The organism is Algoriphagus terrigena DSM 22685, assembly GCF_000429445.1.
Classification (GTDB): Bacteria; Bacteroidota; Bacteroidia; order Cytophagales; family Cyclobacteriaceae; genus Algoriphagus; species Algoriphagus terrigena.
In genome coordinates, this window is record NZ_AUBW01000034.1 from 14,854 (window position 1) to 34,896 (window position 20,043).

Here is a 20,043-nt window from a genome sequence, read left to right on the forward strand (position 1 = left end):
CATGAATAACATCAAAGATCTCTCAGCAATAATTGGAAACCCTGAAAGCGAGCAACTGGAGTATAAAGCCGTATTGCCTCCTGCGAGAAGCCTTGCGCAAATGATTGCAGCACTTGCAAATTCGCAAGGAGGAATTATTGTATTAGGTGTAAATGATGCTAGCGGTGAGGTAAAGATTACAGGGCTAAGCGAAGACTTTTATGCGAATGGGGTAACACACAAGGCTATCGACTTGTTGATCCCCAAGCCAGAGGTTAGGTATGAATATGTTACGAAAGAAGGGAAGCGGTTGTATGTTATTCAAGTTGAAAAATCCCGTTCGGATGTTGCGGTTGAGAATAAAATATATATTAGAAAGGGACATCAGAATATTCTGTCCAATCCCGAGACAAAGAAGGTAGCAGCCACCCAACTCCCATTAATTAGAAAAGTAACTGCTGACCTGAATAATTTTCGTGCTGGTACAACCGGCGCAAAATCAAAGTTTATCGACCATTATGCTGGCGTACTCAACATTATCGATGACTTGAGCAACTTATTGTACCCCACCTCAGCCACAACACCAACGACAAATCAAGAAGGAAAGATTTTGATGAGGATATTGTTGTCTTCATGTGCTGACAATTTTGAGATATATCTTACAGATATTCTTTATGAGATATATTTAGCCAATCCATCTACATTAAAATCTATCCAACAGGTAACAATAAAAGAAGTCTTGGATTGTGCCGATATGCAAGAGTTTGTTTTGTATTGGGCAAAAAAGAAGCTTGGCAAGTTGCAAAGAGGTAGTGTGAAAGGCTTCATATCTGACAATCATCAGATTAAGGATTTAGGTGTGCTGGATGACTCCGAACAAGATAAGATTGAAAAGATACTTCAGATTAGACATTTGTATGCCCATCGAAATGGAATCGTAGATGAAAAATTTCTTCAATTCTATCCAGGCCAATTTAACCTTAATGACGAGCATCAACTATCGACTGCTGAAATATTAGGTCTCTTTTCTTATTTAGTAGATATTGTTAATAAGATAGATCAAGCAGCGATTTTAAAGTATCAATTAGCAACCCTTTGATTTTAAGATGCTTACTTGCATGTCCAAACCCTTATCTGGCGTTTCTTTGAACCCGGGAAAAGGCATCCATATACCTCACATTCGGGGGATACGTCGCCAGCCTCGCTAGGCCCATTTCCAGGAGATGTGCATTTAAGAATGTACTATCCTCGAGGTAGACATATGCAAGAGTTCTTGCATAGGGTCGTATTACTGGACATCGTATTCCAACAGCACCTTTTTTCCCTTCAGTAGATTTTTACATATTCGGAAGCTTCTTTTCCGCCAGGCTGCTCTTCGGTCAGTCCTTCCCATTTCACTTCCGGTGTGTCTACTCCGATCAATCTAACCTTTAGATTGATCTTTCCCAGGGCTGACTTTCACCTGTATCGTTGCTGAATCGTATTTTCTTTTGACTCTAGGTTGACCGCTTGAATTAATTCAATATTAAGCGCGGTTTCAATTTTTTCTATAGCGCCTAAAGTAAGGTTTTCTCTTCCTTTCAAAATTTTACTGATCTGTTGGGAGCTTACTCCTATACATCTTCCCAAATCGGCCTGCGAAATCCCCTTGGACTTCATGTGAAATGCCAGCTGGATAGCAATTTTGCCCGCTTTTTTAGACTCTTGTCTAACGGACTTCCTTTCCTCCGCTTCTTTCTTCCACTCCGTGTCTTTCTTGGAGTTTTTAAGAATATTCTGGATGTGTGGATTGAGTTCCATGATTTCGCTTTCTGTCCTAGTTGCTAATTATGATGAGCCCATTGTGAGCGCTTTAAATTAAGCCCAAATCATCTTCTTTGAGGCGTTGAGCGCTCAGTTAGTAGACATTACCTCGAAGTTAATGTGACTATAAAACCAGTCTTACAACTTGCCTTCGAGCGCTTTTTTGTGCTCAAGCTTCACTTCCTTACATAAGAGCTTGATTTCATCATTGGTAAGGTCAGAATCATATCTTTTTTTTAATACCAATTTGAAGCTTGGTGATAATCGAAATTCAATAGAATTGGATTGGTTTAAAATTATTTCGTACTGGCTATTAAAATTAAAGTTCTCCTTCCCATTTTTTTTAAGACTTTTGAAATTATAGAATAAGTTGATGTCTGAAGTTTTTTCTGAAATTGCTGTCCTTACTATGCTTACCAGATTTATGTTTTGACTTTTGACTCCATGTATTTCTATCCACCTTTCATTGTTTAAATAGAAGTCCTCAAACGAACTACATGTTCGAACAAATTCCTTCCAAAGCGGGGTGATCGAATTATCATAAAAATTAAGAACCATCTCTTTGGTCCGAATGAAAGGTTGATTCTCTTTGGATTCACTGATCATCTTCGCCTTCAACAATGCAATCTCTTTATCCAAATCATCTTCCTCCTCAATGGATTCTCCTTTTGCTCCCGAGATCATAATTTCCAGAGATCGGATCAGATTTGAGGTGATGTATTCGAAAAATGGCTCGATCATCCCAGCGTCCGCTTGACGCAAAGCAGAAAAGTAATTTTGTTTGTCCTCAGTTTTGATGATCAGCGGAGGGTAGCCAAAGTGGATCAGGATAAAATTCATCAGGATCCGGGCCATCCTGCCGTTTCCGTCATCAAAGGGATGGATTCGGATAAACCTATAGTGGAATTCTGCTGCCAGCAGAATAGGATTGACATTCGGCTGCTCACTTTCCGCACGATACCATTCGATCAGGTCATGCATCAGGGAAGGAGTTTCTTCCACAGAGGCAAAGCGAAAAATCTCGCCGGTTTTAGTCTGTACATGGTTGGGCACACTTTTATACTGTCCTACCTGTATCCTCCGCTTGGTGGGCAGTCCGGCCGGAGTGATGGCATCCACTTCATAGGGTTCCTTGAGGAGTAGGGTGTGGAGCTCGCGGATAAAGTTTTCAGTCAGGGGATACTCACCTTTAACCACGTCCAGTACCCACTTGATGGCCTTGTCGTGTCCGGTAATTTCAAAATGGTCCTTTAAGGGCTTTCCTTGGGCCGTAATTCCAAATAGGATCAAAGCTTTGGTTTCGCCAAATGAGAGTGAATTCCCCTCGAGGTTATTGGAATGGTAATTCCAATCCAGCCGGAATTTCTGCATGATCAGCTCTTCCCGATCTTCGGAAATAGGACGAAGTTGATCAAGCTCATTTTTTAGGACTAAGGCTGTTGAAAGGGAGTTCATTTTTATTTTTCTTTCAGGACTTTGATAAATTCTTCTCTGAGTTTTTCGAGCTGTTTTTCAAAGACTTCTATTGTTTCCTTTAGTGGGTTGTTAATGTTTTCAACATTTGCATTTATACTTGATGCGTTTACACCGCTGTTTTCATAAAAATTGATGGTGTTGTAAAGTACTTTTTCCTCACTGAACCCTTTTAGGCCGTCGAAAGTTACTTCCAAGGCTTCGGCTATCTGCCTTAGCTTCTCATCTGAGATGTTTTCCGATTGTTCAAGTTTGGAAATCGCCTGCTTAGTTATTCCTCCGAGCTTTTCTCCCAGGTCTGATTGACTTAGTCCCCTTAATTTTCTGATTCTTTCAACTTTTCTCCCTTTATGGAATGATAGTTTTTCAAAAATGCCATCCATAGTTATTCGCCGTTATGCTTTCTTAAGATTTCGATTTTTTCTTTTTCACTTTGCAAAAGCCGTTCATATAGCTCAACTACCTTGTCAAGAGGGTTAAAGATCTGATTTATCCCAGTGGAATTTTCAGAGATCGGAGAGTTATCAACATTATTTGAAATGTTATACAGTGCTGAGTTTTCATCGAAATTATCTAAGAACTCAGGGGACACTCCCAACGCTTCAGCAATTTGGCTAAATAGCCGATCTTCAATAGTTTCTTGATTTTCAATCCTTGACATTTCTGTTTGAGAAATGTCAAGTCGCTCAGCTAAAGTTTCTTGCTTCATTCCTCGGAATTGGCGGTATCTGGCCACTTTTTTTCCTCTGTGCTTGATCATTTGAATTTTTTCTAATAAATGTCAACCTTTTTAGGATAAAAATCAACCCTCATAAATTTATTTTTAAAAGGGCAGGTCGTTAATTAGGTGTGTGGGAATTAAATCATTCAAAATAAGAGACTTGAATAATTCAGGAAAAGCTTGGCTCTTCATCGGAGATTCAAGCTTCTACTGCACAGAACCAATCTCTGTGTTTGACATCCTTTTTAGAAGGAAGCCGAAGCAGCCTGTTTAAAACTTAACACACTTTTTCTCTCGGATCGCTCCCGCGCGGACTTTGTACACTCCGGCGGGACTACCACTAAAGATCAGAGAGTTGACAATCCCGATTTTTCGGGAGACGAACCTCACGATGGAAGATTTCCCCACTCGCGATAAGGAAATCCGGTAGATCCATCAATTCACACATTTCTTAACCTGAAGCTGGCCATTTGGAGGTCTGGTGGGAGAGGTCTGCCTAATTGGAGTATCAAGTAGCTGGTAGCAAGTATCTAGTACTGGGCATCAAGTAGCGATAGATTCCAACACCCAATTCTCTCACGTACGCGGCCGTGGTCCGTGGTCCGTGGACTGTTGACAACAACCCGCATCCCGCTTCTAACAACCTAAAGCATGCAAAAAATCTTACAAACATGCTTCCTGGCACTGCTATGCCTTGCCGGAAGCTCCTCATCAGCCCAGAGCAAAGTTGCTGATTCACCCCGGAGTAGTTTAGTTGATAATCACTATTCCATTGGCGGTCCTGAAGGATCGCTTCCGCAGGATTCACAGCGAATCCCAGGGATAGGAGTGGGGCAGGTCTTTCCTGCTCCCTCTGATTCTTTGAAAATCGGGGACAAAATCCCCGAAGGAATTGAATTCAGTTCAGTACTGCGCTACGATGCAGACAAATTGCGCCTCGATGACTTCAAAGGGAAGTTTCTCATCCTCGAGTTTTGGGCACCTACCTGCACTGGGAGTATTGCCTCCCTCCCTGTAATGGACAAGATCAACCAAAAGTACGGTGACCAAATTCAGGTGCTGCCACTGACCATCTTTTCCGAAGACCGGGTGACAGAAACGCTCGAAAATTACAAATCCGTGAATGCGATTGACCTCCCGATGGTCGCTGACGCCTCCAGGTTGAGAGTCTATTTTCCTCATGCTACAATCCCACACCTGATCATTGTCGATCCCGGGGGAGTGGTAGTGGCCATCACCGGGATGGAGGACATGACTGAGCAGAATCTCGATTTGCTTCTCGAAACCGGGGTGTCAGCCTTCCGGGTCAAGGAAGACCGGAAAATCCGCCTGGACCCCGACGAAAGACTGATCTCCGAGAGCCGCCATGTCCCCAACAAAAACATCTGGTTCCAGTCCGCTCTGACCGGATACATCCCCGATGTCAACGGCTCACTGATTCAGCGCTACGAGGATTTCTCGCATATCCGCATTGTAAACATGGCGCTCTATTCTCACTACCAACTGGCCTATTCAGAGCGCAGCCGGACGGATTACTTCGGGACCAATCGGATCGAAACGGTTGGCTTCGGGCCCGAGGAAATCTTTACCAAAAAATCCGGCGCTGACTATCGCGCATGGAAGGAAGAGGGTGGTCACGTCTTTGGGTACGAGCTGATCGCTCCGCCCACTGCTGATCCCTATCAACTGATGCGGGAAGATTTAAAGCGGTTCTTTCCAGATATCACCGCGACGGTGGTGCCCAAAAAGAAGACGGTCTATGCCATCGTGCAGCAGCCGGGGAAGACTTTTCCACAGTCAGCCATACCGGAAAGAAGTTATCAGACAACTCCCGTTGGAGTGGAGATGACCCGATATCCCCTGCAGGGATTCGTGTACCACCTCAATGTATTCTTTCTTCAGACTTCACCGATACCGGTTGTGAATCGGACAGGCATCGACTATCCGATAGACCTGACGCTGGAAGCCCAGTTGTCCAGTATCGAGAGCCTGCGGCAGGCCCTGCGGCAAAACGGTCTTGACCTGATCGAGCGGGAAGAGGAAATCCCCGTGCTCGTGCTTGAAAAAACCAACACATCCAAAACTTCTGCACCATGAGGAAATTGTTGATTCTGATTACTTTGGTGATCTGTTCCTCCAACCATGAAATCTGTGGACAATCCCTGTCGACGTTGGCGGGCACGGTGACCGATTCTGCCACCGGCAAGCCTGTGCCGGGTTCGCTGGTCACTGCCGAGCCGGGCAGGATATCAGCCGTTGCTGACCAGCAGGGACAATTCTCCCTCAGTCTCACTGCCGGAGAATATGAGATCACGGTACAGTCGCTGGGCTATGCAACGTTGAAAGCCGCCGCTTCAAGTCCATTCGGACAGGAACTTTCTCTTCAGATCACCCCGCTCGAAATGGGGTTGGACGAAGTGCAGGTGCTGGCAACCGGCTATCAGGAAATCCCCAAAAACCGGGCGTCCGGTTCCTTTGTACACTTGGACAACGAGCTGATCACAAGAAGGGTAAGCACTAATCTGGTAGACAGGCTGGAGGATGTGACCTCAGGACTGATCGTGAACAGAACCGGTGACACAGGCAGGGACAAGATCACCATCCGGGGACGGAGTACCCTGGGGCGCAATTCTCAGCCCCTGGTGGTCATCGACAACTTTCCCTTTGACGGCAATCTCGAGGACATCAACCCCAATGACATCGCCTCTGTCACAGTCTTGAGAGACGCCGCCGCTGCCTCGATCTGGGGTGCACGGGCCGGAAACGGCGTGATCGTCGTTACGACCAAGTCCGGCAAAACAGAGACTCCGATCCAGGTAAGTCTGACTGCAAATGCCAACTGGATCGAGCATCCCAACCCTTTTCTTGCCCCAAACCTGGCCGTAGACGATTTTATTGATGTGGAAAATGAGTTGTTTTCGACCGGATTTTACTCGTCAGCCGAAAACAGCCTTTCCAATCCAGTGTTGAGTCCCGTGGTAGAGACCCTCATCATGGCACGGGACGGGGCGATCTCGCAGGCAGAAGCGGACAGGCAGATCGCCGGACTCCGAGCCTATGATCTGAGAAATGACGTGAACAGCCACCTGTATCAGACTCAGCTTAACCAACAGTACAGCCTTGGGCTGGCAGGAGGCGGCAAGTACAATGCCTACCGAATCGGTATCGGACTGGACGAAAACCGGGAGAGCGTGGTGGGCAACAGCTCCAGGCGGATTTCCCTGACGTTGAAAAATGACCTGTCACTCCTGAAAGACAGACTCCAGATCCAGACGGCTTTATATGGGGTGAAAAGCACGCAGACAGATGCAGGTGTCGGCCCCGAAGACCTGATGGTCAATTCTCTGACCTCACTCTATCCCTATTCCCGACTGATGGATGACAACGGCAATCCCCTTGCCGTCTATAAAGACCACCGGGAAAGCTTCAAGCGACAGGCGGAGGAAGACGGGCTGCTGGACTGGTACTACGTCCCGCTGTCGGAGCGGGGGTTAAGTCCTTCCGAAACTGTCAGGGACGACTGGAGGTTGAACCTCGGTGCTGCGTACCGGATTGCATCGGGTCTAAAAGCCCGCGTTTTGTATCAATACTGGCAGAACGTAGGAATGACGGAAACCATCTACTCTGCAGACAGCTATTTTGCCAGAAACCTGATCAATTCATATACGCAGTCCGATGCGGCAACCGCCCTTCTTTCCTATCCGGTACCCAAGGGTGCCGTGTATGATTGGATGAATCTCAGAGCGCACAGCCATACCGGCAGAGCGCAGCTCGACTATGAGAAAACCTGGGATGATCACTGGTCGGTAAGCCTTTTGGGGGGGGCGGAAATGAAGTCCCTGGAGGCATCCAACCTATCGGGCAGATATTACGGCTTCAATCCGGAATTCTATAGCTCACTGCCCGTGGATTATACAGGCCTGTACACTATCTATTACTCCCCACAGTCTTCTACACAGATTCCCAACAGCGAAGCACAGGGCCTGAGCAGAGATCGCTTTACCTCGCTGTTCGCTAACGGTTCACTGACCTATCAGGATAGGTACCTGTTGACCCTAAGTGCTAGAAAGGACGCATCCAATCTCTTTGGCGTGGAAGCCAACCAAAGAGCGGTGCCGCTCTGGTCCGCAGGCCTCGGCTGGACGCTGAGTGAAGAGAGTTTCTATAATTGGGAAGCGGTCCCGTTTGTCAGATTCAGACTTTCCTATGGCTATAACGGCAACGTAGACAGAAGTCTTTCGGCCTTTACTACCGCAAGAACCATAACCTTCAACCCGGTGACTCAGATTCCCTATGCCCAGATCGCAAACCCTCCCAACGAACACCTGCGATGGGAACGGATCAAGATCCTGAATGCGGGAATCGACTTTGAAAGCAAGTCGGGCCGGATTGCAGCTACTCTGGAAGGATACCGGAAGGAGGGGATTGACCTGATCGGAACAACTCCCTATGCCCCGTCCACGGGGATCAGCACCTTTACAGGCAACAATGCAGCGACCCTCACGACCGGCTACGACCTAAGCCTGGAATCTAAAAATACTGCCGGGACCTGGTCTTGGTCTACCGTGTTTCTCATTAGCGGGGTGAAGGAGGAAGTAACTTCCTATGAAAATGAGGTCACCGTACAGAATCTCCTAAGCAACGGGATATCCGGCTTGGGAGGCACCTATTTTCCTGTGGTTGGCAAGCCGTTGTTCGGAGTGTATTCGCTTCCTTGGGAAGGGCTCAATCCGGACACGGGAGCACCCATTGGAATACTGGATGGAGAACCCTCGGAAGATTACCGAACGATCATCAATACAGCCACCCAGGAGACCATCCTATACCATGGTCCGGCACGTCCTACGACGTTTGGCTCACTGAGAAATACGCTGGCGTACAAAGGTTTTAACTTCTCGGTCAACATTTCGTACCGCTTCGGCTACTACTTCAGAAGAACCTCTATCCAGTACGAAACGATCCTGCAGGGAATGGGCGGCCACTCCGACTACGCGCTGCGCTGGCAGATTCCGGGAGATGAGGGTATCACCCAGGTTCCTTCCCGGCCATCCGCCAGAGATGCGTTCCGGGATCAGTTTTATCGAAACAGTTCAGTCCTGGTGGAAAATGGCGACCATATCAGACTTCAGGATGTCCGGTTAGGCTACAGGTTTTCGGAGGGCTCCGGTTGGATGAAATCTATCAGAAATGCCGAACTCTTTCTGTATGCCAACAACCTGGGGATGATCTGGAAAGCAACAGACACCGATTGGGATCCCGATTTCGGTACCTACCGTCCGCTGAAAAGCATCGCAGTGGGTGTTAATCTGGACTTCTGAAAAAGATGTGCTGCTGGAGGATGGTTTGCGAAGAGATTCGGACTGGACAGGCAGAGCTGTCAAACCCAATCCCGGCTGCGGAGTGAAGACTCAGCCCCTTTTATCTCAAAAAAGAAAAGAAAAATGAAAAAACTAAGCTACATCTACCTATGCCTGCTCGCTGTCCTTGTCTTGACAGGATGTGAAGGCTTCTTGGACGCCAAGCCCGATCAAAGTTTGGTCGTGCCCACCACGCTGGAGGATGCCCAGGCGCTTTTGGACAATACAGTGGTGTTTAATATACAGCCCTCGATTCCGTATCTGGCTTCTGACGAATTCCGGATTTCGGATGCGGGATACAACGCGCTCGCTACACCCCAGGAAAGGGGAGCGTACATCTGGGAAGACGATCCCTACCAAGGGCGGCCGGTATCGGATTGGTCAAGACTTTATCAACAGGTGTTTTACGCCAACGTTGCTTTGGAAACACTGGAAAAATATTCCGGCACAGACTTGGAGAATTTTAACCGATTGAAAGGTTCTGCGCTGTTTTTAAGAGCGTATGCCTACCACCAGCTTTTGCAGGTTTTTACCATGCCTTATTCCAGGGAAGGTGGAAACGCAAATACGCTGGGGATAGTCTTGAGAGATAGGGCCGATATCAATGCGGCCCCGCAACGAAGCAGCCTCGAGGATTCCTACGAACAGCTGGTGTCTGATCTGGAGCAGGCAATAGCTCTCCTTCCGGAGATTTCATCTCCAAAGACAAGACCCTCAAAACCGGCTGCCCTGGCGCTCCTGTCTAGAGCGCATCTGGTAATGTTTGATTTCAAAGAGGCGGCTGAATCCGCTGAAATGGCTTTGTTGATGTATGGAAGACAGTTGGATTTCAATTCGTTAGACACTTCCCTTCCACGCCCGTTCCCTCCCTTTAGCGATGAAATAATATTTTATTCGGTGATGCTTAACAATGGATTTATGAGATCTGCTGAAACCATTGTTGATCCAGCATTGGTTGAATCCTACGACTCTGCCGATCTGAGAAAGCCTGCCTATTTCATTGAGCGATCCGGCGGAAAATTTACGTTTTCAAAGTTTCTGACCGGAACCAACCAGTTCTTTGGGGGGATCAGCGTCGGCGAAATGCACCTGAATGCCGCGGAAGGATTTTACAGAGCGGGAGAGGAGGACAGAGCCCGGGACTTTCTAAACCGACTTATGGTTTTGAGGTACCAAACCGGAAGTTTTGTAACACTGGATCTGACGGGACAGTCCTTGCTGGACAGGATAATTCTGGAACGGAGAAAAGAACTGATCGGGCGGGGACTGAGATGGATAGATCTGAGACGCCTCAGCCAGTTTGAGGACTCAAGGGTAACCATTGAGAAATCTATCTCTGGAGTAACGTATGAACTGCCTCCCGGTTCGCTGAAATACGCGTTTCCTATTCCGGACGACGAGTTGGCGAGAAGCGGGATTCTTCAAAATCCCAGATAGTTAAAAAAAGATACCCAAGGCCAAAAGACCTTGGGTATGCTGATTACATGGTTTGGCTGTAGACGCCGTTGTCAAGGACGGTCTTGACTCCTGTATCCGGATCATCGTTGGAAAACCTTACGATACATTCCGCAGATTGGTCGTCACAGTTATAGTTACCATTGTTGACAATTGCGGTTACATCCTGGTACCCATGTGGCAAAGAGCCTCCGGGAGTCCAGATCTTTGCAGGTGGGTTCTCGACCAGCATTTCCGGGGCATTAAAGCCAAAGGCAAAGGTTGCTGCCAGCACAAAGGCCAGCAGCGGTAGTTTACTCAGTAATTTGTTCATCGTTACGTCCCGTTTTTTAACAGTTCAAAAACGGGGAAACCGTTTACTTCAATTGCCTACTCTGAAAAGGGTTTTCGGCATCGCCCTACGGGGAATTTATCAGCGCGGACCAGCCTTGAGCTCAGGTCCTTTCAAGGGATGAAATTCCCAATGTCTTTTTTGCAGCCCTGGCCTTAATCCAATTTTGGGCTGCGGAGCGGTGAGCCCACCTCACCGCTCCATTTTTTTATAACCTTTGAGGTTTTTTTTTAACCTCGAAGGTTTTGAAATTATCTTCCGTTGTCCTGCTTCAAATTTCAAACTCATTCCGCGGCAACTCCCCCTTCAATACTCATATCCGGAAGGAACATGAATTTTTTTCAAAGGGGGCTAGGGGGATTTGACCAGGAATTCACCGTGCTCTGTATTTGCTACGGCGATTTCTACTAAAGTCCCATTGTTTATCTATTACTTATTAGTTATCTTTATTTAAGAAAGGTTGAATGGTCGCCTATTTATGCTTAATACCTCAAAGCTCAGGGTTTGTCCTTGGGCTTTTTTGTTGAGTATTGGTCACCCCATACACCGCTACACCGATAAAGAGCAGATTTAACCAAAAATGCTCCGCCCAGCCCAAGCTTTCCAGGATCCCCGCACAATTGCAAGGAAATCTCGGAAAAGCTCCCACCCAGATCAGTCCCACATACGTGATGAACACCGTCAGCAGCAGCATGCTGCCCAGGTATCCCCACCACCGTGTGACTGAAAAGAGCAGGAGCAGGGCGATCAACAACTCAACTCCGGGTACTGCATAGCTCAGGATCTCCGCCAGCTCTACTGGAAAAGTCTGGTTCCTGAAAGCGTTCCTGCTTTCCCCAAACCGGATCAGTTTATCCAGCCCCGTGTAGGTCCAGAGGAGGATAAGAATCCCTGAAGGAAGTAATAAACTTGGCTTTGGCATGGCGTAAGAAAGTTTGAGCCAAGCTCTGTAGAATGCGGTTTTTCTGAAAATTTCTGGGACAAACTCTAATTTTTTGAGGACGTAGGGACGAAATAGGCCCAAAACAGCACGCTTATTAATTTGGGATCTCTCCGTTACAGAGGGAATTCTTTGCCAGTTGCTTATCCGGATTCGGGCTATAGCTCGCCGTGCGTCTTTCAGTAAATGCTACATGCCAATACTCGCTACTCGGAATTTGAAATTCTGGGGACTTTTAATAGGGTTTGCAATCCGACCCCAAATCCTCGTTTCAACAGCTTTATCGGATACCCCCAAACGACCCTTGATGCTTAACTCTTAATGCTTAACCTTTAACACTTTGCCTCCTTCCCAAGCCCCATTCAAAACATCCTGCACCCTGCATCGGGCATCCCACATCTCTTCTAAATCATTAGAAATAAAAAACCGTTTAATAGTTGTAGATTTAAAATTTTTATATACATTTAATTTAAGGCCTTTTTTAATTTCCCCGGGAGCGTTTTGGTGGGCGTCGGCAAGCATTTTTTTGCCATGCCATAGGAATCTATTTGCTGAACACTTAATGGTACTTACAGAACGAAGAATCATCTATGCTCAGGATATCATGATTTTGACCGGAAGGAGTAGATCGTACGCTTATTATTGTATGAAGCGAGTGAGGGAGCATTACGGAAAATTGAAGCATCAACTGATTACCTTTCAGGAATTTGCTGACTTTCATGATATCCCCGTCGACGATTTGAGATTTTCTCTGATCGAAAAAACCTAACAATAAAAAGCGGATTCCATCCTTGATGAAATCCGCCTGAGTTGGGGTTTTCCCACCGGCTTGACGATCCGGTAAATGCTGTTTCCAGCGCGTTTTTGATTCAGACATGATGTAAAACAGGCCGATTCCCAAATAGCCTGTACCCGTTTGCTGTTACAAAATTTCTCAGAGTTTTAGGCCCTCGTAATGGTGGTCAGACAATCCCGGAAAATACTTCCAGTGATGCGGTTTGTCTTTTTTCCATCTTTTGAACCGGGTCTGTTTACCGGAGCATGACCTACCTGTAGGTCGAACTGCTTCATTTCTGTTTTATTGATCATAAGTAGAAGTTTTATGAAATCGGGCCGGATGACTATCGTCATACTTTGGGATGATTGGCACCTTGCGGGATTCCATGTGGCTTTAAAATATTATATACAATGCACATGAAAAATATTTTAAACAGACCCCAGATTCAATTTTCAGGGACAAACAATCGAATCTTGTGGATGAACGATAAATTAACCTACTTTTTGGACAGGCCGCTTCTAATGCTGGTTGTCCCGTGGGCGTTATATTACTTGTTTGACCTGGGGATTACCTATTTCTTTTCCCTTGACAGTAGAGGATTCGCATTTGCCAATATTACCGTCCTCATCGGTTTCGCCAGTTCCTGTGTTCTGTTTTTCTGGTTGATCCCATCATTTTACCTGCAGGGCAATAGAATAGTACCATTTGGTGTTTCTTTGGTCTTTCTCACACTTCTATTGGTGTCTAAATATTACTTGCTGATTTGGTTTGGGGTGGACCCGGACACATGGCAGAGGTATATATTGACTGAATCATTGAGGCTTTTTGATTTTAGCATCATCACTTTTATGGTTTGGGGATTCTATGGGCTCTTTAATTCCATGAAAGAAAATGTCAAGTCAGAAAAGAAAGTCGAGGAACTTGAAATCGCACATAAATCCCTGCAGCTGAGTCCTCACTTTCTTTTAAACCTGATTGGCGATATCACCGGGAAGTCAATCCGGTTCTCCTCGGTATTGTTTGAAGACCTGAGACATTACATTAAAATCCTTAAATACTGCTACGAAGACTTTACCGGATTCAATTCGCTGGCAGCGGAAGTAGACTGTGTCCAGTCGTATTTCCACAGTCAGAAACTGAGATTCGAAGATGCGCTATCCATGAAAACAGACATCAGTGAAGCGCTGTTGGATTATGATGATTACTACATGCCAAAGATGGTCTTACTGACCTTGGTGGAAAATGTTTTTAAGCATGGATTGACGATGGATGTGCAACATCCCATTCTCATATCCGCAAGCCTTGAAGCAGGAGAGGACGGGCCAAAATTCATCTTTAAAACCTGGAACCGGATTAAAATAGACAAAAAGGTGATCTCCAAAGGTGGCTTTGGACAGGCAACAGTACAGAGGTTGCTCGATCATTATTTGCCCGACTATGAGCTACAAATCCGACAGGATGATGCCGATTATTCACTTGCCCTAACGATCTCGTATGCTTCAAATTATCAAAATTGGCCTGATAGACGATGAACCACTCCAGTTGGATTATTTGAATGGAATCTTAAATGGGATTCCGGGATATCAGGTAGTGTTTTCTGAAGTCGACCCCTTTATAGGCCTTAAACTGGCCAGACAAAAAGTCTGTGAAGTCCTGATCACCGATATACAGATGGAGAAGCTAAACGGACTGATCATATCAGAAGAGATGGAGGAGCTGGAGATGCCTGTAATTGTCTGCACGGCTTATAAAGAATATGCCATAGAGAGTATCAACGTCAGTGTCTTGGGGTATTTAGTGAAGCCGCCGGAGGTGCTGGACTTAAAGAAACTGCTAGGCAAAGCAAGGAAGAAAATTTCCGACTGGAGAGAGAGGGCCGCCGTGGAAAACCGCGATTTTATCTTTCTCAATGAGGACGGACATTTTGGAATGACGAAAGTGGCTATAGATTCCATTTTTCATTTGGAACAAATGGCGAATTATACCTACTTCCACGTGCCGCCAAAGGTTTATAAAGAGCGTTCGGCGATCATGGATTGGATTGCAAAATTGCCTTCAAACAAGTTTATACAGATTCACAAGTCCTTTGTCATCAACCTCAGCAAGCTGGAAAGAGTCATGAGCCGGGAGGTCATCCTTCAGAATGGGAAAAAGGTTACAATTGGAGCTGCCTTCAAGGATAACCTGATGAAAGCTCTTGGACTCTAAGAGACCGGCTTGGCGACGAACATCTCCTTTCCCATCCTTCGGTAAAGCAGGCAAATTAATCTTGACTCCCAGTCTGATGGGTCTTCGGTGAAAGCCCTGTTGCAAAACATGTGAATATGGTGAAACAACATGAGGAGCCTTTTTTCACCTGTAAACTGTTCATGCGAGAGAAAAAGGGACGCGTATTCCTGCTGAAAGATTCCCTCCGGCTCAAATTTTCGGGATAGTCCGATTCTTCCGGCCTCTTTTTTTATCGGAACGGAGAGTTGCTTGACCATTTTTTTCAGGGAGAGAAAAATATTCCGATGATCTGATGACATCAGGAAAACAGCAGTCGCCATCGACACGATGAATTCCAGCCGTTCGGTTTCTTCCAGCAAATGGAGGGAGGGCAATTGCTCCTGCCTTCCAAAAAGAACCAGTTCCGACTCCAGCGAAAACACAGATTCGGAAACCGATATTCCCCGGTTTCCATATTTGTCGGTTTCAGGATAATAGGCTACAAAGTCAATTTCCCTGATCCATCCGGAATTCACAGACAGTTCCCTGATCTTTGATTCCACTGCAGTCTTTTGGTCACTGTGGGATAGTTTAATCCTCAGACGGATTTCAGGCTCAGGAGACTGATAGTTTAAATAGTACCATTTCGGGACAGAAAATTCAGCTTTCAAAGTGCTCACCAGCACAGGCAAACAGGTAAAGAGGAATGGAGTAAGCGCATCCCGCTTGGGAAAGATCCTGGCGTAGACCCAGCCTCGGTTTTCCTTTGTGATGCGGTTGACAAAGCCCGGGGAAGGAAGTTTCTCCGACCATTTGGCCCAGGAGTGGATAAACTGGGGATAACACGGTGCGCCATTTTTGGAAAACAGGGTTGGGTCATTTTTCCATTCGCATTCATAGACCTGAAGAGTTTTCTGTTGTTGAAGTTCTTCCCAAAATAGATCCAGATCCCGTTCATTGGTCCAATCCAACAAAAACTCCCTGTCAAGATACCCGGCAAGAATTTGGTTCGGCATCTTCAGTTGTCGGAGATATTCAGCCAGGTCTTTTTTGTTGCTGTAATTACAGCTGGAAACAGACCATCTTCTCCCCTGAAGCACAATGCTGCCCCATTTTAACCTTGGCAGATAGGTACTGGACTGAAAAAACGAATGATGGTAGGGTAGAAACTGGATCTGATTCTGAAACCCGACTTCCCAAAATAGCCGGGAGAGCGGGTGACTGATTTGATCGGGATTTAGAGGGTGTTGGATGACAGGGACTACAGCTTTGCGTAGGGTTTCGCTGTAAAGAACCACCTGGTTTTCTCTGATACCCAATAGTAGGTCATCCAAACCGATGATCCGGTCAGCAGACTGGGCTCCAAAAGGATTAATCGTGTAGGGATACAGGTTCTTGTGCCGCATCACATAATTGGCCTTCTGAGATTCGAGCATACATAGGTCCGCATAGATCACCGATTCATCTGGAGCTGCTTCAGGAGCTGCTTTTGCCGTCACCTGACAGATTTCAGCATCAAAACTAAACCTGCCTGAATAGGCGAAAGGACGGTTGCAGGCTATGTTCTCCATATAAATCCGGTCACCCGCCCCGACTTTAAATACAAACTGGATATGGTTTGCTGAGGGGATCGGCTTCTTGGGATAAAGCTGGAGTAGGTCGAGCTCAAGATCCTCCGGCCCGAAAAGTTCCGGATGGAGAGTTTCATGGGGATCTGTCGTTGGACGGTCGGTATGGGTTAGAAAATCTTCAAAATCGAGATGGTTTGAAAGAAGAGTAAGTGGCACGGATCTGTCATCAAACTTCTTCAGAAACCATTCTTTAAACCGGCGGATGTATTCGCTCTGGTGTGTGGCGAAGAGCGAGCCCATCTCCTCCGGTAATGCATCCAATTGGTTCTTTATAGATGGATTCAGGATGATGTTCGATTCCAGTTTGAGGTCCTTGGATTCATGGGATGGAATTGCGCAGGAAGCATTCCAAGGGAAATCCTCCGGAATGATTATTCCGGACTGAACGATTGTTTTCCACATCTTTAGGATTAAAGCCTTGTCCCCGTGATTAAAAAAGGCAACAAAGTCAGTGAAGTTCATCGTCACCTTTTTTCGCAGATGGCTGACCAACAAGTCCACGATCTTGTTTCTTTTGAGATGGCAGATCCTCCATCCCTCGTCAGTGGGGGAATAGTTCCAGTATTTGATGTGGTTTTCGAATAACTGGGAGCCCGGTGCCAACTTGAAGTTGTCAGTTTTTTCGTCCTGAGCGTCTGGCAGCTTCCTTTTTTGGTCGGAGTCTATCTCGCTGTAACTCAGAGAAACAGTCTGTTTGGCGTTGGCGATCCCCCAATTTCCAACTCCCACACCTGCCCAAAGTCCAAAAGGAGTTGATCTGTATCTGCCCCTCAGGAGATACTTGTAAATCTTGTTTTTAATCGTCCTGGACAAAGATTCATAATCTGAATTACCAATCTGGTCGGTTAGTGATTTGGAGGACAGAGCAAGTGCTTCTTTGATCCAACGCCAGTGCTTTATGATCTCTTTTTCGTCAGCTGGATCAAAGTCCACCAAGTGCATCCTGAATAGAAAGTCCATCGTTCGTTTTTCGACAGAATTCTGAATAACAGGGAGGAGATTCAATTTTCTGGGACAAACAATCAGTATTTGTATATGAACGTACAACTGGCAGTGTTGAAAAAAACAAGGAAAAATCCTCCCGCTGGCCCGTTCAAAACACCACCTTCTCCGTTCCTCGGCAGCAGCTTCCCTTTCCTTACCACTTAGCCAAGGTTGGAATACCGAATTCCTTCTTGTCAGGGTCCGTTGGTGAGCTGCCTGCGCTGAGCCTGTCGAAGTGTCGAGCCATAAAACCACAGGCTACCCATCTGGCGTACCTACGGCACGTGTTCCGTCAATCAATTCATTCCGCGGCAACTCCCCCTTGAATTCTCATGTCTGAAAGGAAACTGAGTGCTAATCAAAGGGGGCGGGGGGATTTGCCCAGAATTTCGCTGATTTTGTATTGGTCTGCGTTGTTAGGGCCACTCCGTACTCGACAACAGCTTCAGCTGACAACGTGACAACAAACACATCCGTCATCCAGCATCCGTCATCCCACATTTTAAACTCTTCCTTTTAAACTCTTGTGTTGAGCGGAGTCGAAACATTAAACTCCCCTCTCCAGACACAGGGAATCCTTGGGGTTCCGCCATACCATCGTCATACCATCGTCATACATACGTCACACATAGGTTGGGTTTTGTCCACATTTTCCACGGATTACCTTAGTTTTCCTTTGTTTCCATAGATTCCACATTCGTTTTGATATTCAGGTTGTTGAGTTCAGTTTAGGGCCATGTTTCACATCTAAACAATCCAAAACTATGGCAAAACAATCTGGATATATCAAACTCGAGGGCACCATGGGTGACCTCACATTTTATAAAAACCGCGATGGAAAATTCATCGCCAGGAGAAAGGGAGGGGTGACCAAAAAGCGCATCCAAAATGATCCCCGCTTCCAACGGACCCGGGAGAATTTAAAGGAATTCGCCGAGGCCGCTGCCTCCGCCAAATTTCTCAAGAATGCGTTCCGTGAGATCGAACTCAAATCCAACGGTGGAAAGCTGCACAACAGACTCTATTCCGCGGCCATGAAAGTGGTCAAATCCGACTCGGTGAGTCCCCGGGGAGACAGGAAATTTGATCTGGGAGACATGACCTCGCTACTGCGGTTCGAATTCTCTGAAAAGGCATCCATGCGCAACGTCTTGAAAGTGAAGACAACGGTCCTGGATGAGCCGACTTCCGTGACGGTGACGATACCGGCTCTGGTTCCCAGCAAGTTTCTGCTGTTTTCTGAAGGATCAAAGTTCTACCGGTTTTCCCTGATACGCGCAGCGATCAACTTTGCGGAACAGGATTATTACACCGAGACCGCCACAATAGCGCCCCTGCCGATCATCAATCTCCCGGCGGCGCAAGTTTCGCTCTCCCTGCCCAAACCGGGCGTTGCCGGTGAAAAGTACTTCTTCGCTTTGGCCCTGGAGTTCTTTCTCGACGTCAACGGCAATCAGTACGACATGAACGATGTATCGCAGAATCCTGCGATCATCCTATCGGTCTCCTGATTATGAAATTCCTGCTCACACGGGAATATTGGCCCGGCGGCACCAATGGATCGCTTAGTTACAACGGCAAGATCCTCTGTGCCACGGCCGAGCTGCCCTCAGCATGCTTCCATCCTTCGATGGCCTGTCTGCCGGAAGGAGTCTACGAACTAGATCTGGTCCAAAGTTCATCCGAACAGCAGATCGCCGTGTTCCAAAACTCCGGCTCACACAAATCGAAGATCCCAAGGAAAGCAGAACTGGGGCTAACGCAACTGCACCGAAACATCGTCCTGGTGTCTGAAATTACAGGGGAGGGGAGAGGTGTTCCCGGCAGGGAAGTCTTCCAGAATCTCACTTCCCTGATAGGTCAAACACTCGGGAAAGGGGAAAAGGCCACACTGGAGATAAGGAGCTGTCCAGAATGTGCCCTGAACCTGACCTACCATCAAATCCAATGGATGGACTGATGTTTCAGGCAATTGTGGGAGGGGTCTTCGGACTCCTCCTTTCTGTCATCGCCTATTTCCTCAAGCTCCTCATCCAGGATATCAGGCAGATGAATAAAGAATTGGGAAAAATGAAGGAAGTCATGGTGCGCCTCCAAAGCGAACAGGCATTGATCAAAACGCTTTTACAAATACCTGGCAAGTTGCCCAAAAGCCGAAAGATCCAGCCCTGCGCCTAATTCTCTCAATTGGTGAGCAACTGATCACTGACTCTGATCACTGCGACTGAACACTGATCACTCCCAATAAACACTTAACCTTTAACATTTAACTAAAAAAAACTATGACAACAATAGAAGAAATAAAACACCGGGCTCTCGCCCCAACTCCTCCTTTCTTCCAGTTGCTGAAGAAGGCAGGTCTCCTGATCGCCGCCGTCGGCAC

20 protein-coding genes are annotated in these 20,043 nt (G+C 46.6%); 10 read left to right on the forward strand and 10 right to left on the reverse strand.

Features of this window, described 5'->3' with window-relative positions; all coding sequences use genetic code 11:
* Window position 1: 1 nt before the first annotated feature.
* A complete protein-coding gene (locus tag G459_RS0122500; RefSeq protein ID WP_026969638.1) occupies window positions 2–1,078 on the forward strand; it encodes an AlbA family DNA-binding domain-containing protein in 1,077 nt (358 codons plus the stop codon).
* 31 nt (window positions 1,079–1,109) lie between these two features.
* Here the strand turns inward: G459_RS0122500 and G459_RS30665 are convergent, their stop codons facing one another.
* The 5 genes from G459_RS30665 to G459_RS0122525 all read right to left on the reverse strand — a co-directional run bounded on the left by G459_RS30665 (window position 1,110) and on the right by G459_RS0122525 (window position 4,015).
* On the reverse strand, window positions 1,110–1,283 hold the full coding sequence (locus tag G459_RS30665) for a thermonuclease family protein (RefSeq protein WP_211234422.1): 174 nt from the start codon (window positions 1,281–1,283) through the stop codon (window positions 1,110–1,112).
* Window positions 1,284–1,437: 154 nt separating this feature from the next.
* Window positions 1,438–1,779: a helix-turn-helix domain-containing protein gene (locus G459_RS28295; RefSeq protein ID WP_051315373.1), complete on the reverse strand. Its 342-nt coding sequence runs from the start codon at window positions 1,777–1,779 to the stop codon at window positions 1,438–1,440.
* Between the two features lie 141 nt (window positions 1,780–1,920).
* Entirely contained in the window at window positions 1,921–3,237 is a 1,317-nt protein-coding gene (locus G459_RS29210) for a Fic family protein (protein WP_051315374.1), read from the reverse strand.
* Between the two features lie 2 nt (window positions 3,238–3,239).
* Entirely contained in the window at window positions 3,240–3,638 is a 399-nt protein-coding gene (locus G459_RS0122520) for a helix-turn-helix domain-containing protein (protein ID WP_026969639.1), read from the reverse strand.
* A gap of 2 nt (window positions 3,639–3,640) precedes the next feature.
* Entirely contained in the window at window positions 3,641–4,015 is a 375-nt protein-coding gene (locus tag G459_RS0122525; RefSeq protein WP_035456717.1) for a helix-turn-helix domain-containing protein, read from the reverse strand.
* 612 nt (window positions 4,016–4,627) lie between these two features.
* Between G459_RS0122525 and G459_RS0122530 the strand changes: the two genes are divergently transcribed.
* The 3 genes from G459_RS0122530 to G459_RS0122540 all read left to right on the forward strand — a co-directional run bounded on the left by G459_RS0122530 (window position 4,628) and on the right by G459_RS0122540 (window position 10,770).
* On the forward strand, window positions 4,628–6,073 hold the full coding sequence (locus tag G459_RS0122530) for a TlpA family protein disulfide reductase (RefSeq protein ID WP_026969641.1): 1,446 nt from the start codon (window positions 4,628–4,630) through the stop codon (window positions 6,071–6,073).
* A complete protein-coding gene (locus G459_RS0122535; protein ID WP_026969642.1) occupies window positions 6,070–9,294 on the forward strand; it encodes a SusC/RagA family TonB-linked outer membrane protein in 3,225 nt (1,074 codons plus the stop codon). The genes G459_RS0122530 and G459_RS0122535 overlap by 4 nt, the downstream gene beginning before the upstream one ends.
* Window positions 9,295–9,417: 123 nt before the next feature.
* On the forward strand, window positions 9,418–10,770 hold the full coding sequence (locus G459_RS0122540) for a RagB/SusD family nutrient uptake outer membrane protein (protein WP_026969643.1): 1,353 nt from the start codon (window positions 9,418–9,420) through the stop codon (window positions 10,768–10,770).
* Between the two features lie 43 nt (window positions 10,771–10,813).
* On the opposite strand, the gene G459_RS0122545 is transcribed toward G459_RS0122540, so the two are convergent.
* From G459_RS0122545 to G459_RS0122555, 3 genes are all read right to left on the reverse strand, one after another.
* Window positions 10,814–11,101 carry a DUF6520 family protein gene (locus tag G459_RS0122545; RefSeq protein WP_026969644.1) on the reverse strand — a complete coding sequence of 96 codons (288 nt, stop codon included), beginning with the start codon at window positions 11,099–11,101 and terminating at the stop codon, window positions 10,814–10,816.
* A gap of 508 nt (window positions 11,102–11,609) precedes the next feature.
* Complete coding sequence (locus G459_RS29215) at window positions 11,610–12,041, reverse strand: MauE/DoxX family redox-associated membrane protein (protein ID WP_157373417.1); 432 nt, start codon at window positions 12,039–12,041, stop codon at window positions 11,610–11,612.
* 336 nt (window positions 12,042–12,377) lie between these two features.
* Window positions 12,378–12,581 carry a hypothetical protein gene (locus G459_RS0122555; RefSeq protein WP_157373418.1) on the reverse strand — a complete coding sequence of 68 codons (204 nt, stop codon included), beginning with the start codon at window positions 12,579–12,581 and terminating at the stop codon, window positions 12,378–12,380.
* A 40-nt stretch (window positions 12,582–12,621) separates the two neighbouring features.
* Here G459_RS0122555 and G459_RS29985 point away from each other — a divergent pair, with 40 nt between their 5' ends.
* Complete coding sequence (locus G459_RS29985) at window positions 12,622–12,828, forward strand: hypothetical protein (protein WP_157373419.1); 207 nt, start codon at window positions 12,622–12,624, stop codon at window positions 12,826–12,828.
* Window positions 12,829–13,001: 173 nt separating this feature from the next.
* Here G459_RS29985 and G459_RS29990 read toward each other — a convergent pair whose 3' ends face one another.
* A complete protein-coding gene (locus G459_RS29990) occupies window positions 13,002–13,148 on the reverse strand; it encodes a hypothetical protein (protein WP_157373420.1) in 147 nt (48 codons plus the stop codon).
* 168 nt (window positions 13,149–13,316) lie between these two features.
* On the opposite strand from G459_RS29990, the gene G459_RS0122570 reads away from it, so the two are divergent.
* Window positions 13,317–14,369, forward strand: coding sequence for a histidine kinase (locus G459_RS0122570; protein ID WP_026969646.1), 1,053 nt, complete (start codon window positions 13,317–13,319; stop codon window positions 14,367–14,369).
* Complete coding sequence (locus G459_RS0122575) at window positions 14,332–15,045, forward strand: LytR/AlgR family response regulator transcription factor (RefSeq protein ID WP_026969647.1); 714 nt, start codon at window positions 14,332–14,334, stop codon at window positions 15,043–15,045. The genes G459_RS0122570 and G459_RS0122575 overlap by 38 nt, the downstream gene beginning before the upstream one ends.
* On the opposite strand, the gene G459_RS0122580 is transcribed toward G459_RS0122575, so the two are convergent.
* Window positions 15,042–17,636 carry a thiopeptide-type bacteriocin biosynthesis protein gene (locus G459_RS0122580; RefSeq protein WP_026969648.1) on the reverse strand — a complete coding sequence of 865 codons (2,595 nt, stop codon included), beginning with the start codon at window positions 17,634–17,636 and terminating at the stop codon, window positions 15,042–15,044. The genes G459_RS0122575 and G459_RS0122580 overlap by 4 nt on opposite strands.
* Before the next feature lie 788 nt (window positions 17,637–18,424).
* Between G459_RS0122580 and G459_RS29220 the strand changes: the two genes are divergently transcribed.
* From G459_RS29220 to G459_RS28315, 3 genes are read left to right on the forward strand one after another with little or no spacing between them, the layout of a single operon-like run.
* Entirely contained in the window at window positions 18,425–19,171 is a 747-nt protein-coding gene (locus G459_RS29220) for a hypothetical protein (protein WP_051315337.1), read from the forward strand.
* 2 nt (window positions 19,172–19,173) lie between these two features.
* Entirely contained in the window at window positions 19,174–19,620 is a 447-nt protein-coding gene (locus G459_RS0122590; RefSeq protein ID WP_026969314.1) for a DUF5675 family protein, read from the forward strand.
* Window positions 19,620–19,838, forward strand: a complete 219-nt coding sequence (locus tag G459_RS28315) for a hypothetical protein (RefSeq protein WP_245588214.1) — start codon at window positions 19,620–19,622, stop codon at window positions 19,836–19,838. Before G459_RS0122590 ends, G459_RS28315 begins: the two co-directional genes overlap by 1 nt.
* The last annotated feature ends 205 nt before the right edge of the window (window positions 19,839–20,043 follow it).